Raw genomic sequence first — 13,947 nt, 5'->3', positions numbered from 1 at the left:
GCGGGCATAAACCCGACTGGATCGTTACTCTCTCCCATCCGGACTCTAACCGTCGGCCCCGGAATTACACCGGATCTGCTGACCTTCCCGTTGGACACAGGAAGCGCTCGCGGGCTTTCAGCCGTAGCTGATTTACCGCCGGTGGGGAATTTCGCCCCGCCCTGAGAATAAGCGTACTTACTATAACGCTATTGATTATCTTCGGCAATGCATAAGCTTCGAACAATTCTGGTTTATCGCACCGGGAGAAGCCACTACAATAGCGGTAATGCCGAAAGAATCAGGGAAACACAGATGATCGACCCGAAAAAAATTGAACAAATCGCCCGCCAGGTCCATGAATCCATGCCGAAAGGTTTGCGTGAGTTTGGCGATGATATTGAGAAGAAAGTTCGTCAGGTTATCCAGTCACAGCTGACGCGCCTTGACGTGGTAAGCCGCGAAGAGTTTGACGTGCAGACTCAGGTTCTGCTGCGCACCCGCGAAAAACTGGCGCTGCTGGAGCAGCGTATTAGCGAGCTGGAAAGCCGAGCAGCTGCACCTGCTGTAGACGATAAAGAGTAAAGCACGTCCCCTCTCCCACACGGGGAGAGGGTTAAAGTGAGAGCAACGCGTCAGCGTTACTTCTCACTATCCTTCTGAATCTTCTTGATAATATTGGTCGTTGAGCAACCATCTTCAAAGTTCAACACCAGCACTTCACCGCCGTTCGCCCACACTTCTTCGCTACCGGCAATCTGCTCAGGCTTATAATCGCCGCCTTTCACCAGACGATCTGGCAAGATCCCGGCGATCAGACGCTGCGGCGTGTCTTCTTCAAACGACACCACCCAATCGACAGACTCCAGCGCGCCCAGCACGATCATGCGCTGATCCAGCGGGTTCACCGGACGGGTTTCACCTTTCAGACGTTTGGTTGACGCATCGCTGTTCACCGCGACGATCAGACGATCGCCCAGCTTACGCGCATTCGCCAGATAAGATACGTGGCCCGCGTGCAGAATATCGAACACACCGTTGGTCATTACCACTTTCTCACCGCGACGACGCGCAGCGGCGACCGCTTGTTTCAGCTCTTCTTCGCTCATCACGCCAAAACCGGTATCCGCACGACCGCGCACGGCATTTTCCAGCTCGATTGGCGAAACGGTAGAAGTCCCCAGCTTGCCGACCACGACGCCTGCCGCCGCGTTGGCAAAGAAGCAGGCTTCTTCCAGCGTTTTACCGGACGCCAGCGTTGCCGCCAGCACGCCAATTACCGTATCACCGGCACCGGTCACGTCGTACACTTCCTGCGCCTGAGTCGGCTGATGCAGCGGCGCTTTACCCGGTTGCAGCAGCGTCATGCCCTGCTCGGAACGTGTTACCAGCAGCGCAGAGAGGTCAAAGTTGGCAATCAGCTGCATGCCACGCTCCACCAGCTCTTCTTCGGTTTTGCACTTGCCCACGACCGCTTCAAACTCGGAAAGGTTTGGCGTCAATAGAGTCGCGCCGCGATAGCGTTCAAAATCAGTACCTTTCGGGTCGATAAGCACCGGCACTTTCGCCTGACGCGCCAGCTTAATCATCTGCTGCACGCTCTCCAGCGCCCCTTTGGCATAATCGGAAAGCACCAACGCGCCAACGTTCGGTAGACCGCTTTGAATGCGGTCATGCAGCGGCTGTGGATCCACGCCGGCAAAACCCTCTTCAAAATCCAGACGAATCAGCTGCTGATTGCGCGATAACACGCGCAGCTTAGTGATGGTTGGGTGCGTTGGCACGGAGACGAAATCGCATTTGACGTTCACGTCGGCCAGCGCTTTATTTAACGCACGCGCCGCATCATCAATACCGGTCAGGCCAACAAGACGAGAACCCGCCCCCAGGGAGGCAATGTTCATCGCCACGTTTGCCGCGCCGCCAGGACGTTCTTCGATAGTTTCCACTTTCACCACGGGCACTGGGGCTTCCGGGGAAATACGGCTGGTTGGGCCATACCAGTAGCGATCCAACATGACATCGCCAACCACCATCACTCCTGCGCGTTCAAATTCCGGCAGCGTTACTTTCATTCGTGTCTCCAAAGAGAATCAAAAATTTGGCGCGATAATAGCACATTTCACGGTTGAACCAGCCACTTCAGCCAGCTCGCGCTCACCAGCTCGCGTTCGCGGGTAAAGCTTGCCAGATCGACATTCCCCGGCAGTTCCTGCAACGCCAGATGGTGTAACGCATCGCGCAGCGTGGTGTAAGCGCGGGTCAGTGCCTGAGCTTCCTGTTCATCCATAATGTCGTTTTGCGCCAGCAGTTCAAGGATGCGCACATTATCCGACCAGCGGGTTAGCTTCGGCTTGTCGTGAGCGTAGCGCAGTACCAGATACTGAGTAATGAATTCAATGTCGGTAATCCCGCCGGCATCGGTTTTGATATCGAAGCGATCGCGCTGCTTACTACCAAGGTGGGCACGCATTTTCTCGCGCATTTCGCGAACTTCGGTTTGCAGCACCGCGCCGTCACGGGCGGTGGTCACAATTTGTCGACGGACAGCGTCGAACTGCCGCTGTAGCTGCGGGTCACCGTAGACCACGCGAGCGCGTACCAGCGCCTGATGTTCCCAGGTCCACGCTTCATTCTGTTGATAGTCAGCAAACGCTTCGGCGGTCGTCACCAGCATCCCCGCCGCGCCGGATGGACGCAGACGGGCATCCACTTCATACAAAATACCGGATGAAGTGCGAGTGCTAAACAGGTGCATAATTCGCTGCGCCAGACGCAGATAGAACTGGCGACCGTCAATTTCTCGTTCGCCGTCGGTCATCGCATCGATTGGACAATCGTGGAGGAATACCAGATCCAGATCCGAGCTATAGCCAAGTTCCCAGCCACCCAGCTTGCCGTAGCCAATAACCGCAAAGCCGCGACCATTCCGCTCGCGCAGATGCGTCGGCTGGCCGTAACGTGCCACCATTTGCACCCACGCCTGCTGAACCACCGCATCAATCATCGCTTCCGCAAGCCAGGTGAGGTGGTCGCTCACCTTCATCACCGGCAGCGTCCCGGCGATATCCGCTGCCGCAATGTGCAGCAACTGCGCCTGCTTAAACTGGCGCAGCGCTTCTAACTGCTGCTCTTCGTCGTCTTCCGGCACGCGCAGCAGATACTGGCGCAACTCATCGCGATAGGCGTCGGTGGCTGTCGGTTGATATAACCGGCTGGGATCCAGCAGTTCATCCAGCAGCAGCGGATAACGCGCTAGCTGGCTGGCCACCATCGGCGAAGCGGCGCACAGCCGAATAAGGTGCTTTAATGCGCCGGGATATTCGCTCAGCAGTTCAAGGTAGGTGGTACGGGTGACGATACCACTCAGCAGCGGCGTAATGCGCGTCAGCAGCACCTGCGCATCCTCACGCGCACACACTTCGCTGAGCAGATGCGGCATCAGGGAATCCAGTACCTGGCGCCCGCGCGGGCCGATGGTGCGCTTATCAAGCTCCTTGCGAAAATCAGCAATCTGCGACAACACGCGCTGACGGTCATCGCTACTGAGATGCATCAACCCTGCAGGGGTATCGTCTTCCTGCAGCGTGTCCTGCCACAATTCACGCCAGTCTTCCGACAGCTGCTCTTCCTGTGACGACTCTTCGTCGTCGCCGATGAGATCGTTAAAGACGCGGCGAACTTCGCCCATCAGCGCATCGAGCCGCTCGGTCAGCGCGGCCCAATCGTCAAGATGCATCCCCCACGCCAGGCGCGCGCGGTTAAGATCATCACCCGGCAGGGTTTGCGTCTGTTCATCGTTAATGCTTTGCAGCAGGTTTTCCAGGCGGCGCAGGAACAAATAGGCTGCACGCAGCGCCTGCGCATCGGTTTCGGACAGCAAATGCAGCGCTTCAATCGCCGCCAACGTCGGCAGCAGCGATCGGCTTTGCAGCGATGGTTCGCGCCCACCGCGAATCAGTTGGAACACCTGAACAATAAATTCAATTTCGCGAATGCCACCCGCGCCAAGCTTGATGTTGTCTTTCAGCCCCCGGCGACGCACTTCGCGGGTGATCATCCCTTTCATATTACGTAAAGATTGGATCACGCTGAAATCGATGTAACGGCGGAACACAAACGGCCGCAGCATCGCGCGTAGCTCGCCGGTATAGACGCCATCGTCATCGCCCATAATCCGCGCTTTCACCATCGCGTAGCGTTCCCAGTCGCGCCCCTGCTCCTGGTAATAATCTTCCAGCGCCGCAAAGCTCAGCACCAGCGGGCCGCTATCGCCAAACGGACGTAGACGCATATCGACGCGGTAGACAAAGCCATCCTGCGTCGGCTGGTCGAGCACTTTAATCAGCCGCTGTCCCAGGCGAGTAAAGAACTGGGCATTGTCCAGCTCGCGACGTCCGCCCTGGGTGCTGCCGTGCTCAGGCCAGGCAAAAATCAGATCGATATCAGAGGAGAAGTTGAGCTCACCGCCCCCCAGTTTGCCCATCCCGAGGATCAGCAGCGGTTGCGGAACGCCATCGGCGCTGCACGGCGTGCCCCAGTCTCGACAACAGGCGTCATAGAGCCAGTTACGCGCGTGGACGATCAGCGTCTCTGCCAGATGGCTCAGCTGCTGGAGGGTATCCTCTTCGCTGACCAGCGAGAGCGCCTGCGACCATGCAATACGCACCATCACCCGACGGCGAAAAACTCGTAGGGCGCGCATCAGCGCCGTTTCATCATGAACCTCGGCCAACTCTGCTTCGAGCCAACCCGCGTATTCTCGCCACTCATCCGCCTGCGGTGGTTCGCTTTCCAGCGACGCCAGCCACTCGGGATACGCCATCAAACTTTGCTGAACAAAATCACTGAAGGTGAAAACAGCCTGCGCATTTGCGCTGAGCGTCGCGATTGGAAAATCTTCCGGAGCGCGCTCCACTAGCGTGTGCCAGTGCTGCTGTAACTGCGAAGAAAGCGGCGTCATACACGGGTTCCCTGAAGTAAATTAACGTTTTCCGCTGTGTAGCCAGAACGGTTCGACCGCCAGTGCCTCGTTGCGGTAATGCTCAATTTCGATGTGCTGGCGCGTTTCGATGGCGTGGCGTAAGCCCTGCCAGTTTGCCAGCCAGCGCTGGGCTTTCTCGGCGTCGTAGTAACCCGCCAGAATCTGCACGCTGTTGATATCGCGCGTCAAACGCGGCAGCTGATCGCCGTAGCTATCGCCGAGCGGGTAGGCAAACGTGGTGCGCAGCTCGGCGGCCTGGCGAGAAAGGTGGGTATCGGCAAAACGTTTGAACGAATCGGCCATTTTTGCTTCGGCTTTCGCATCAAGGAATGCCTGCCAGCCGCGCGTCACCAGCCATTCGGTGAAGGCAAGTTTGGTTAACGCCGTTTCACGGCTGAACGCCGCGTCGTGAGCGGAAATCTTACCGACCATCAGCGCATCAACCTGGGTCAAACCATCACGTAATTGAGCGCTCGCTTTGCGCGGCACGATGCCGCCAAACAGCGTCAGAATGTGGCGAATCAGCCCCTGGGCGTTGAGCACTTCGATTTTCGCCTTCGTCTTACCGCGCAGCCACAGCTCTTCGTGGTACTGCCAATGGGCGAGAGCGCTTTCCAGCGCGGCCTCGAACGCCTGGCCCACCGTCGCTTTTGGCGGCAGCGTTAAAATAGTTAGCGGTTTTATCTCGCGCTCAGGATTGCCCTGCGCCAGATGGTATCCACGGGCGGCTTTGCTCAGACTGCCCTGACGCAACAGGCCGGTTTGCGCCAGTTGCTGAGCCAGCGCCAGCACGTCAGCAGTTTCGCCGCTCAGCAGTTCCAGCTCCAGCTCGCAAATAGCTTCCAGATGTTCACCGGCTTTAACTTCGCCCTGATCCAGTGCGATTTCAATCTGGCTTTTGCCCTGGCTGACAACCCATTTTTCACGATAGAAATCAGTGCTGAACAGCGGGTTAAGCTGCTCTGCCAGCCCTTGCGGCATTTCGCTATTTGGCCAGACTTCAAGCGGCAGCTTTTCGAGCGCCAGCTCCGGCGTGCTAATCGCAATATTGTATTCAGGACGCTGATGCAAACCGCCAACGGTACGACCAGCGATTTTCATGGTCATCTCATAACGACCATTATCACCACGAATGCGCAGCCCCATATCATGGCGGCGCAGCCAGTTATCGGCGGTTTCGTAATAGATATTCAGCAACTGCCCCGGCGGGGTGTGCTCTGCATTCAGCGTTTGCAGGTGGTTGCGTAGCGCATCAACGCCAGCGTCATCGACGATAAATTTTAATTCGATTTCTTGAGCCATGATTGAATTCTTTTGGTTTCGTTGCCCGGAAATACCTTTATGGCGAACTTATAGGTATTCTTTTTGTCAGTACATAGTATTTTGCGACAAATTGCCATGCAATGCGCAATTTGTCAGGTGGACAGCAGACGCCGGTTTTTTCTCCTGGAGGATTCCGATTACCGCAGAATGCTTTGCGTCGTCAGACTGTTGCCACTACTATCGTTCCACTTATATGACAAAAACGATGATCTGATGCCAAAATTACGCTTAGTTGCCATTACTTTACTGACACTTACCGCTTCAACCATCGCCCACGCTGATGAAAAGCGTTATGTTTCTGACGAACTGAACACCTGGGTACGCAGCGGCCCGGGCGATAATTATCGTCTTGCTGGCTCCCTGAATGCCGGTGAAGAAGTCACGTTGTTGCAGACCAACGACAATACTCAATATGGCCAGGTGCGCGACAGCAACGGCCGTACGGCGTGGATCCCACTAAAAGAGCTGACCGCAACGCCAAGCCTGCGAACTCGTGTGCCGGATCTGGAAAACCAGGTCAAAACCCTGACCGACAAGCTCAACAATATCGACACCACCTGGAACCAACGCACCGCAGAAATGCAGAAAAAGGTCGCTGAGAGCGATAGCGTCATTAACGGTTTGAAAAACGAAAACCAGAAGCTGAAGAACGAGCTCATCGTCGCGCAGAAAAAAGTGAACGCAGCCAATCTTCAGTTGGATGACAAACAGCGCACCATCATCATGCAGTGGTTTATGTATGGCGGCGGCGTGCTGGGTATCGGCCTGCTGCTCGGTCTGGTGCTGCCACACATCATTCCAAGCCGTAAACGTAAAGATCGCTGGATGAACTAAGCCATTCCCCTGCGCCTTTGGCAGGGGATAATTCGCCTTATCGGCACTTCTTTCGTATTATCAGAAAGAAAATGATGAGGAGAAGCGTGGCGTGAAGAGTTATCTGGTCGGTGGTGCAGTTCGGGACGGGTTGTTAGGTCTACCGGTCAAAGATAAAGATTGGGTTGTTGTCGGCGCCACGCCGCAGCAAATGCTCGACGCGGGCTATCAACAGGTAGGCCGCGACTTTCCCGTATTTTTACATCCCAACAGCCACGAAGAATACGCGCTCGCCCGCACCGAGCGAAAGTCAGGTTCTGGTTATACCGGTTTTACCTGCTACGCTGCGCCAGACGTCACGCTGGAGCAGGACTTGCTACGTCGGGACTTAACCGTCAATGCGCTGGCCGAAGACGCCGATGGGACGATTATCGATCCCTACGGCGGTCGCCGCGATCTTGAGTTGCGCATTCTGCGCCATGTTTCCCCCGCCTTTGGTGAAGACCCGCTGCGCGTTTTGCGCGTGGCGCGCTTTGCCGCGCGTTACGCCCATTTAAGCTTCCGTATTGCCGACGAGACCATGGCGCTGATGCGCGAGATGACCGACGCCGGTGAGCTGGCGCACCTGACGCCAGAGCGGGTGTGGAAAGAGACGGAAAATGCCCTCGGCACTCGCAACCCACAGGTATTCTTCCAGACCCTGCGCGACTGTGGCGCGTTGAAAGTCCTGTTTCCAGAAATCGACGCACTGTACGGCGTTCCCGCTCCAGCGAAATGGCACCCGGAAATTGATACCGGCGTTCATACGCTGATGACGCTCACTATGGCGGCAATGCTCAGCCCGGACATTGACGTGCGCTTCGCCACGCTCTGCCACGACCTGGGCAAGGGGCTGACGCCAAAAGAGTTTTGGCCACGTCACCACGGCCACGGCCCAGCGGGCGTAAAGCTGGTTGAGCAATTAAGCCTGCGCCTGAAGGTGCCTAATGAAATGCGCGATCTGGCGAAGCTGGTTGCCGAATTCCACGACCTCATCCATACCCTGCCCATCCTGCAGCCGAAAACGCTGGTCAAGCTGTTTGACTCTATCGATGCCTGGCGCAAGCCACAGCGCGTCGAACAGATAGCGCTCACCAGTGAAGCCGACGTTCGTGGCCGTACCCATTTTGAAGCCTGTGATTATCCGCAAGGACGGCTGCTGCGCGAAGCGTGGGAAGTCGCCAAAAGCGTGGGTAACAAAGAGGTTATCGAGGCTGGATTTAAAGGCCCGGAAATTCGCGAGGAGTTGACGAAACGCCGAATTCAGGCGGTGGCAAACTGGAAGGAAAAACGTTGCCCCCAGCCAAAAGACTGAGGGCAAGTCTTTTAGAAGAAGACGACGTAAACGACTGCTGCGACGATGAAACGGTAGATCGCAAACGGAATAAACGAGATACGTTTAATCAGCTTCAGGAAGGTTTTAATGGCTACCAGCGCGACCAGGAAAGCCATCACAAACCCAACGGCAAACATTGGAATATCGCCAACGGTCAGGAAGTGCCAGCTCTTATAGAGATCCAGCGCCGTAGCCCCCATCATCATCGGTACGGCGAGCAGGAAAGAGAACTCGGAGGCCGCATAGCGGCTCACGCCCATCAGCATCCCGCCGGAAATCGTCGCCCCAGAGCGTGAAAAGCCCGGCCATAGCGCCAGACACTGGAAGCAGCCAATCATAAACGCCTGACGATAGGTCATATCATCAATCCCCACCGCGCGAGGCGTTTTCGGCTTCAGACATTCTGCCGCAATCAGCAATACGCCACCGACCACCAGCGCGTACATGACGTTAATCGGGTTAAAGAGCGATTTAATCGCATCGTGGAAGACCAATCCCAATACCACCGCAGGAATCATCCCCAGCAGGATGTGAATCAGCGACAGGCGACCAGAGCCCTCGCCTTCATGCACCGGCGGACGGCCAAAATTAATGCCAATCAGCCCGAACAGGCGACGCCAGAACATCACGACCACCGCGAGAATTGAACCGAGCTGGATAACCACCTCAAACGTTTTCGCCGTTTCGCCTTCAAAACCCAGCAAGTGGCCGACGATGATCATGTGGCCGGTGCTGGAGACAGGCAGGAATTCCGTCAATCCTTCGACCACACCCAGAATTGCCGCCACCAGCAGCGAGTGTATATCGCTCATTAAATAAACCCTTAAAAGTAAACAATAAAATAAACCCGGCACTATGACCGGTATAAATCACTTTGGTTTAAGTTATATGACGTCTAATGACTTTATTTCAGATTATGGCCACGCTCGATAATAACCCCAACGTTGGCCGCCCGGGCGACAGCGCCAGGTTTGCTGACTTTAATACGCACCCACGGCGAGTTAAAGCGCGACATCAGAAGCTCGGCCAGCTCTTCCGCCACGCGTTCAACCAGCGCAAAACGGCTGCCTTCTACGTGTTTGACCACCGCTTCACTGATATCAGCATAGCTGAGGCAGTCTGCGACGTTGTCGCTGGCCGCCGCTTTACGGTTATCCCAGCCTAATTCGATATCGAACACCAGCTTCTGTTCAATGGTCTGTTCCCAGTCATAAACACCAATAGTGGTGATTACCGAAAGTTGCTCTATAAATACAATATCCATCACGACCTGCTTGGTTTTAGGCTAAACCGGATACCACTTCCGGCGAATTATGCGTATTATCCACAGATGCAGAGAATACTTCGACATTTTCAAAATGGAACAGCGTTATGAGTGCAATCGAGCCTGGAATGATTCTCCTTGCCTACCTTTGCGGCTCAATCTCCAGTGCCATTCTGGTCTGCCGCATTGCGGGGTTCCCTGATCCTCGCAGCAGTGGCTCGGGTAATCCTGGAGCCACCAACGTTTTACGTATTGGCGGTAAAGGCGCTGCTGTAGCCGTACTGATTTTCGACGTCCTGAAAGGGATGCTTCCCGTCTGGGGCGCGTACGCGCTTGGCTTATCCCCTTTCTGGCTTGGGCTGGTCGCTATCGCCGCCTGTCTGGGCCATATCTGGCCGGTATTTTTCCATTTCCATGGCGGAAAAGGTGTCGCCACCGCATTTGGCGCAATAGCCCCTATCGGCCTGGATTTGACCGGCGTTATGGCGGGCACCTGGCTGCTCACCATTCTGCTCAGCGGCTATTCTTCGCTGGGTGCCATCGTCAGCGCATTAGTGGCGCCATTTTATGTCTGGTGGTTTAAACCGCAATACACCTTTCCCGTCTCCATGCTCTCGTGCCTGATTCTGCTGCGCCATCATGACAACATTCAGCGTCTGTGGCGACGTCAGGAAACGAAGGTCTGGGAATGGTTTAAAAAGCGTAAGCAGAAAGACGCAGAATAGCGTAAGAGTTGATGTAGCCCGGCGTCGCGACGCTCAGCCGGGTTACTGTAGATCAGGCGGCCGGTAGTTCAGCCAGCGGCCAGCGCGGACGAACGGTCACGCCCAGCGAGGAATTCGCGCCCGTTTTCAGCCGCACCATTCCTGCGTAAGCAATCATCGCGCCGTTATCGGTGCAAAATTCCGGACGTGCATAGAACACTTCTCCACGGCGTTTTTGCATCATTTCAGCCAGTTTCGCCCGCAGCGTACGGTTAGCGCTCACGCCCCCTGCCATCACCAGACGTTTAAACCCTGTTTGATCCAGCGCGCGCTTGCACTTGATCATCAGCGTATCCACCACCGCATCTTCAAACGCCCGGGCAATATCAGCGCGGGTTTGGTCGTCATTGTCGTTATTACGGATCGTGTTGGCGGCGAAGGTTTTCAGGCCCGAGAAGCTAAAATCAAGCCCAGGGCGATCGGTCATTGGACGCGGGAAGACAAAACGCCCTTCCGTCCCCTGCGAGGCCATTTTTGACAGCATCGGCCCCCCCGGATAATCCAGCCCCAGCAGCTTCGCCGTTTTATCGAAGGCTTCACCGGCGGCGTCATCGATAGACTCGCCCAACAGCGCGTATTCGCCAATACCGGTCACGCTAATCAGCTGCGTATGGCCGCCGGAAACCAGCAGCGCCACGAACGGGTATTCCGGTGGATTGTCTTCCAGCATCGGCGCCAGCAGGTGCCCTTCCATATGGTGTACCGCAATGGCGGGGACATCCCACGCAAATGCCAGCGAACGACCGACGGTTGCGCCGACCAGCAGCGCGCCAACCAGCCCAGGGCCAGCGGTATAGGCCACTGCATCAATATCTTTTGCCGTCAGATTGGCTTCTTTTAACGCCGCCTGAATCAGCGGAACTGTTTTACGCACGTGATCGCGCGAGGCCAGTTCAGGAACAACGCCGCCGTAATCAGCGTGTAATTTCACCTGACTATACAGTTGGTTGGCTAACAGACCTTTTTCATCGTCATAGATAGCGATGCCGGTTTCATCGCAGGATGTTTCAATACCCAGTACACGCATGGCTAGATTTACCTCGTTTCAATACCGCGCAGTGTAGGGCGAATAACCCGGGATGTAAAACTTTGCTCACCCCTGGACGCCACTTCGTGTATACTCCTCACCCTTAAAAAGTCTATTTCAAAAAGAGCATCGGTGCTTTACAAAGCAGCAGTAGTTGCAGTAAAATTCCGCACCATTTTGAAATAAGCTGGCGCCGATGCCAGCGGCAAACCGAATTTATAAAGGTGAGAGTTACATGCCGGTAATTAAAGTACGTGAAAACGAGCCGTTCGACGTAGCACTGCGTCGCTTCAAACGTTCATGCGAGAAAGCAGGTGTTCTGGCAGAAGTTCGTCGTCGTGAGTTCTATGAAAAACCAACGACCGAACGTAAGCGCGCTAAAGCTTCTGCAGTGAAACGTCACGCGAAGAAACTGGCTCGCGAAAACGCACGCCGTACTCGTCTGTACTAATCTCTTGAGGGCGTCAGCTCTCAATTGTCAGACCGAGTTGTAGTTGCAAGGCCGTGCTTCCGAAAGGAATGCGCGGCTTGTTTTCGTTTATACGTCATTAAAATAAACGGGGCCTATGGCTGGACGAATCCCACGCGTATTTATTAGTGACCTGCTGGCGCGCACCGACATCATCGATCTCATCGATGCACGGGTGAAGCTGAAAAAGCAGGGCAAGAATTACCATGCGTGCTGTCCATTCCATAATGAAAAATCCCCTTCTTTCACCGTAAATGGTGATAAGCAGTTTTACCACTGCTTCGGCTGCGGCGCGCACGGTAATGCCATCGACTTTTTAATGAACTACGACAAGCTCGAGTTCGTTGAAACCGTTGAAGAACTGGCAGCCATGCACAATCTTGATGTGCCGTATGAAGCCGGAACGGGCCTGAGTCAAATAGAGCGTCATCAACGACAGAATCTCTATCAGCTCATGGATGGATTGAACGCGTTTTATCAGCAATCCTTCGCCCAACCCAACGCCGAGCCTGCCCGCCAGTACCTGGAGCAACGCGGCCTCAGTGCCGAGATTGTCCAGCGTTTTGCTATTGGTTTTGCACCGCCAGGCTGGGATAACGCATTAAAACGTTTCGGCGGAAATGTCGACAACAGAAAGCTGTTGCTCGATGCCGGAATGCTGGTCACCAACGACCAGGGTAGAACGTACGACCGTTTCCGCAATCGTGTAATGTTCCCGATTCGCGACAAACGAGGCCGGGTAATTGGTTTTGGTGGCCGCGTACTCGGTAACGATACGCCGAAATACCTGAACTCCCCGGAAACCGATATTTTCCATAAAGGTCGCCAGCTGTATGGCCTTTATGAAGCCCAGCAGCACAACGCTGAACCACCGCGTCTGCTGGTTGTCGAAGGTTATATGGATGTCGTCGCACTGGCGCAATACGGTATCAACTATGCCGTTGCCTCGCTGGGCACTTCGACCACGGCTGACCACATCCATATGCTATTTCGTGCGACAAACAACGTAATTTGCTGTTACGACGGCGACCGTGCCGGGCGTGATGCCGCATGGCGTGCATTAGAAACCGCCATGCCGTACATGACCGATGGCCGTCAGCTACGCTTTATGTTCCTGCCCGACGGTGAAGACCCGGATACGCTGGTACGTAAAGAAGGCAAAGAGGCTTTTGAGGCACGGATGGAGCATGCACAACCGCTCTCCATGTTCTTATTTAACAGCCTATTGCCACAGGTTGACCTGAGTACGCCAGATGGTAGTACCCAGCTCGCCGCACTGGCGTTGCCGCTTATCAGTCAGGTTCCAGGCGATGCGCACCGTATTCACCTGCGCCAGACGCTAGGGCTGAAGTTAGGGATTTTCGACGACGCCGCGCTTGATCGTTTAATGCCAAAACAGGCAGAAAGTGGCGTCGTACGCCCGACTCAACAGCTAAAACGCACGACCATGCGTATACTTATAGGGTTGCTGGTGCAAAACCCCGATCTCGCGCCGCGGGTGCCACCACTCGCCGGGCTCGATCCGAAAAAATTGCCGGGCCTGAAGCTGTTTTCCGAACTGGTAAATACCTGTTTAGCTCAACCCGGTCTGACCACTGGTCAACTTTTAGAGCAATATCGCGGGACAAATGAAGCGGCAACCCTTGAAAAACTGTCGATGTGGGACGATATAGCAGATAAGGATATTGCTGAAGAAACCTTCACCGACTCGCTCAACCATATGTTTGATTCGTTGCTTGTACTGCGACAAGAAGAGTTGATAGCTCGCGATCGCACACACGGTTTAAGCAGCGAAGAACGCCGGGAACTCTGGACACTGAACCAGGAACTGGCCAGGAAATAGACAAAATCATTCACGTTGTATCAAGGCAGCAAGTGAACGAATTCCAGGGAGTGTACACCAGTACATGACCAGGATTCGGGAATACAGCTAACGCAGAGACAACGTG

At 55.1% G+C, this 13,947-nt stretch carries 12 protein-coding genes and 1 riboswitch; of the genes, 6 read left to right on the top strand and 6 right to left on the bottom strand.

Features of this window, described 5'->3' with window-relative positions:
* Window positions 1–22 precede the first annotated feature (22 nt).
* Window positions 23–173: riboswitch (FMN riboswitch) on the bottom strand.
* Between the two features lie 121 nt (window positions 174–294).
* Window positions 295–564 (top strand): ubiquinone biosynthesis accessory factor UbiK, encoded by a 270-nt coding sequence (gene ubiK, locus ABOC97_RS06570; protein ID WP_349595422.1) that lies wholly within the window; start codon window positions 295–297, stop codon window positions 562–564.
* A 56-nt stretch (window positions 565–620) separates the two neighbouring features.
* Here ubiK and hldE read toward each other — a convergent pair whose 3' ends face one another.
* The 3 genes from hldE to ABOC97_RS06555 are packed head-to-tail and all read right to left on the bottom strand — an operon-like array spanning window position 621 to window position 6,265.
* Window positions 621–2,054, bottom strand: a complete 1,434-nt coding sequence (gene hldE, locus ABOC97_RS06565; RefSeq protein WP_349595420.1) for a bifunctional D-glycero-beta-D-manno-heptose-7-phosphate kinase/D-glycero-beta-D-manno-heptose 1-phosphate adenylyltransferase HldE — start codon at window positions 2,052–2,054, stop codon at window positions 621–623.
* A gap of 47 nt (window positions 2,055–2,101) precedes the next feature.
* Window positions 2,102–4,942, bottom strand: a complete 2,841-nt coding sequence (glnE, locus tag ABOC97_RS06560) for a bifunctional [glutamate--ammonia ligase]-adenylyl-L-tyrosine phosphorylase/[glutamate--ammonia-ligase] adenylyltransferase (protein ID WP_349595417.1) — start codon at window positions 4,940–4,942, stop codon at window positions 2,102–2,104.
* Window positions 4,943–4,963: 21 nt separating this feature from the next.
* The gene (locus ABOC97_RS06555; RefSeq protein ID WP_349595414.1) at window positions 4,964–6,265 is read right to left on the bottom strand and encodes a CYTH domain-containing protein; all 1,302 of its coding nucleotides are present in this window, start codon (window positions 6,263–6,265) and stop codon (window positions 4,964–4,966) included.
* 234 nt (window positions 6,266–6,499) lie between these two features.
* Here ABOC97_RS06555 and ABOC97_RS06550 point away from each other — a divergent pair, with 234 nt between their 5' ends.
* On the top strand, window positions 6,500–7,120 hold the full coding sequence (locus tag ABOC97_RS06550; protein WP_234508360.1) for a TIGR04211 family SH3 domain-containing protein: 621 nt from the start codon (window positions 6,500–6,502) through the stop codon (window positions 7,118–7,120).
* Window positions 7,121–7,211: 91 nt separating this feature from the next.
* A complete protein-coding gene (locus tag ABOC97_RS06545; RefSeq protein WP_349595410.1) occupies window positions 7,212–8,453 on the top strand; it encodes a multifunctional CCA addition/repair protein in 1,242 nt (413 codons plus the stop codon).
* Window positions 8,454–8,464: 11 nt separating this feature from the next.
* On the opposite strand, the gene bacA is transcribed toward ABOC97_RS06545, so the two are convergent.
* Both bacA and folB read right to left on the bottom strand, forming a co-directional pair.
* Window positions 8,465–9,286: an undecaprenyl-diphosphate phosphatase gene (bacA, locus tag ABOC97_RS06540; protein WP_349595407.1), complete on the bottom strand. Its 822-nt coding sequence runs from the start codon at window positions 9,284–9,286 to the stop codon at window positions 8,465–8,467.
* Between the two features lie 92 nt (window positions 9,287–9,378).
* Window positions 9,379–9,738 (bottom strand): bifunctional dihydroneopterin aldolase/7,8-dihydroneopterin epimerase, encoded by a 360-nt coding sequence (gene folB / locus ABOC97_RS06535; protein WP_349595404.1) that lies wholly within the window; start codon window positions 9,736–9,738, stop codon window positions 9,379–9,381.
* Window positions 9,739–9,845: 107 nt separating this feature from the next.
* Between folB and plsY the strand changes: the two genes are divergently transcribed.
* The gene (gene plsY / locus ABOC97_RS06530) at window positions 9,846–10,463 is read left to right on the top strand and encodes a glycerol-3-phosphate 1-O-acyltransferase PlsY (protein ID WP_349595401.1); all 618 of its coding nucleotides are present in this window, start codon (window positions 9,846–9,848) and stop codon (window positions 10,461–10,463) included.
* Between the two features lie 52 nt (window positions 10,464–10,515).
* Here the strand turns inward: plsY and tsaD are convergent, their stop codons facing one another.
* Window positions 10,516–11,529 carry a tRNA (adenosine(37)-N6)-threonylcarbamoyltransferase complex transferase subunit TsaD gene (gene tsaD / locus ABOC97_RS06525; RefSeq protein ID WP_234508368.1) on the bottom strand — a complete coding sequence of 338 codons (1,014 nt, stop codon included), beginning with the start codon at window positions 11,527–11,529 and terminating at the stop codon, window positions 10,516–10,518.
* A gap of 235 nt (window positions 11,530–11,764) precedes the next feature.
* Between tsaD and rpsU the strand changes: the two genes are divergently transcribed.
* Together rpsU and dnaG are read left to right on the top strand one after the other, a co-directional pair.
* Window positions 11,765–11,980, top strand: a complete 216-nt coding sequence (rpsU, locus tag ABOC97_RS06520; RefSeq protein ID WP_001144069.1) for a 30S ribosomal protein S21 — start codon at window positions 11,765–11,767, stop codon at window positions 11,978–11,980.
* Between the two features lie 115 nt (window positions 11,981–12,095).
* Window positions 12,096–13,841 (top strand): DNA primase, encoded by a 1,746-nt coding sequence (gene dnaG, locus ABOC97_RS06515; protein ID WP_234508370.1) that lies wholly within the window; start codon window positions 12,096–12,098, stop codon window positions 13,839–13,841.
* Window positions 13,842–13,947: the final 106 nt, after the last annotated feature.

Origin of the sequence: Kluyvera huaxiensis (assembly GCF_040149365.1) — a bacterium.
Lineage (GTDB): Bacteria > Pseudomonadota > Gammaproteobacteria > Enterobacterales > Enterobacteriaceae > Kluyvera > Kluyvera intermedia_A.
Note: the sequence above shows the minus strand (reverse complement) of the source record. Positions and strands in the feature narration are given on the sequence as shown.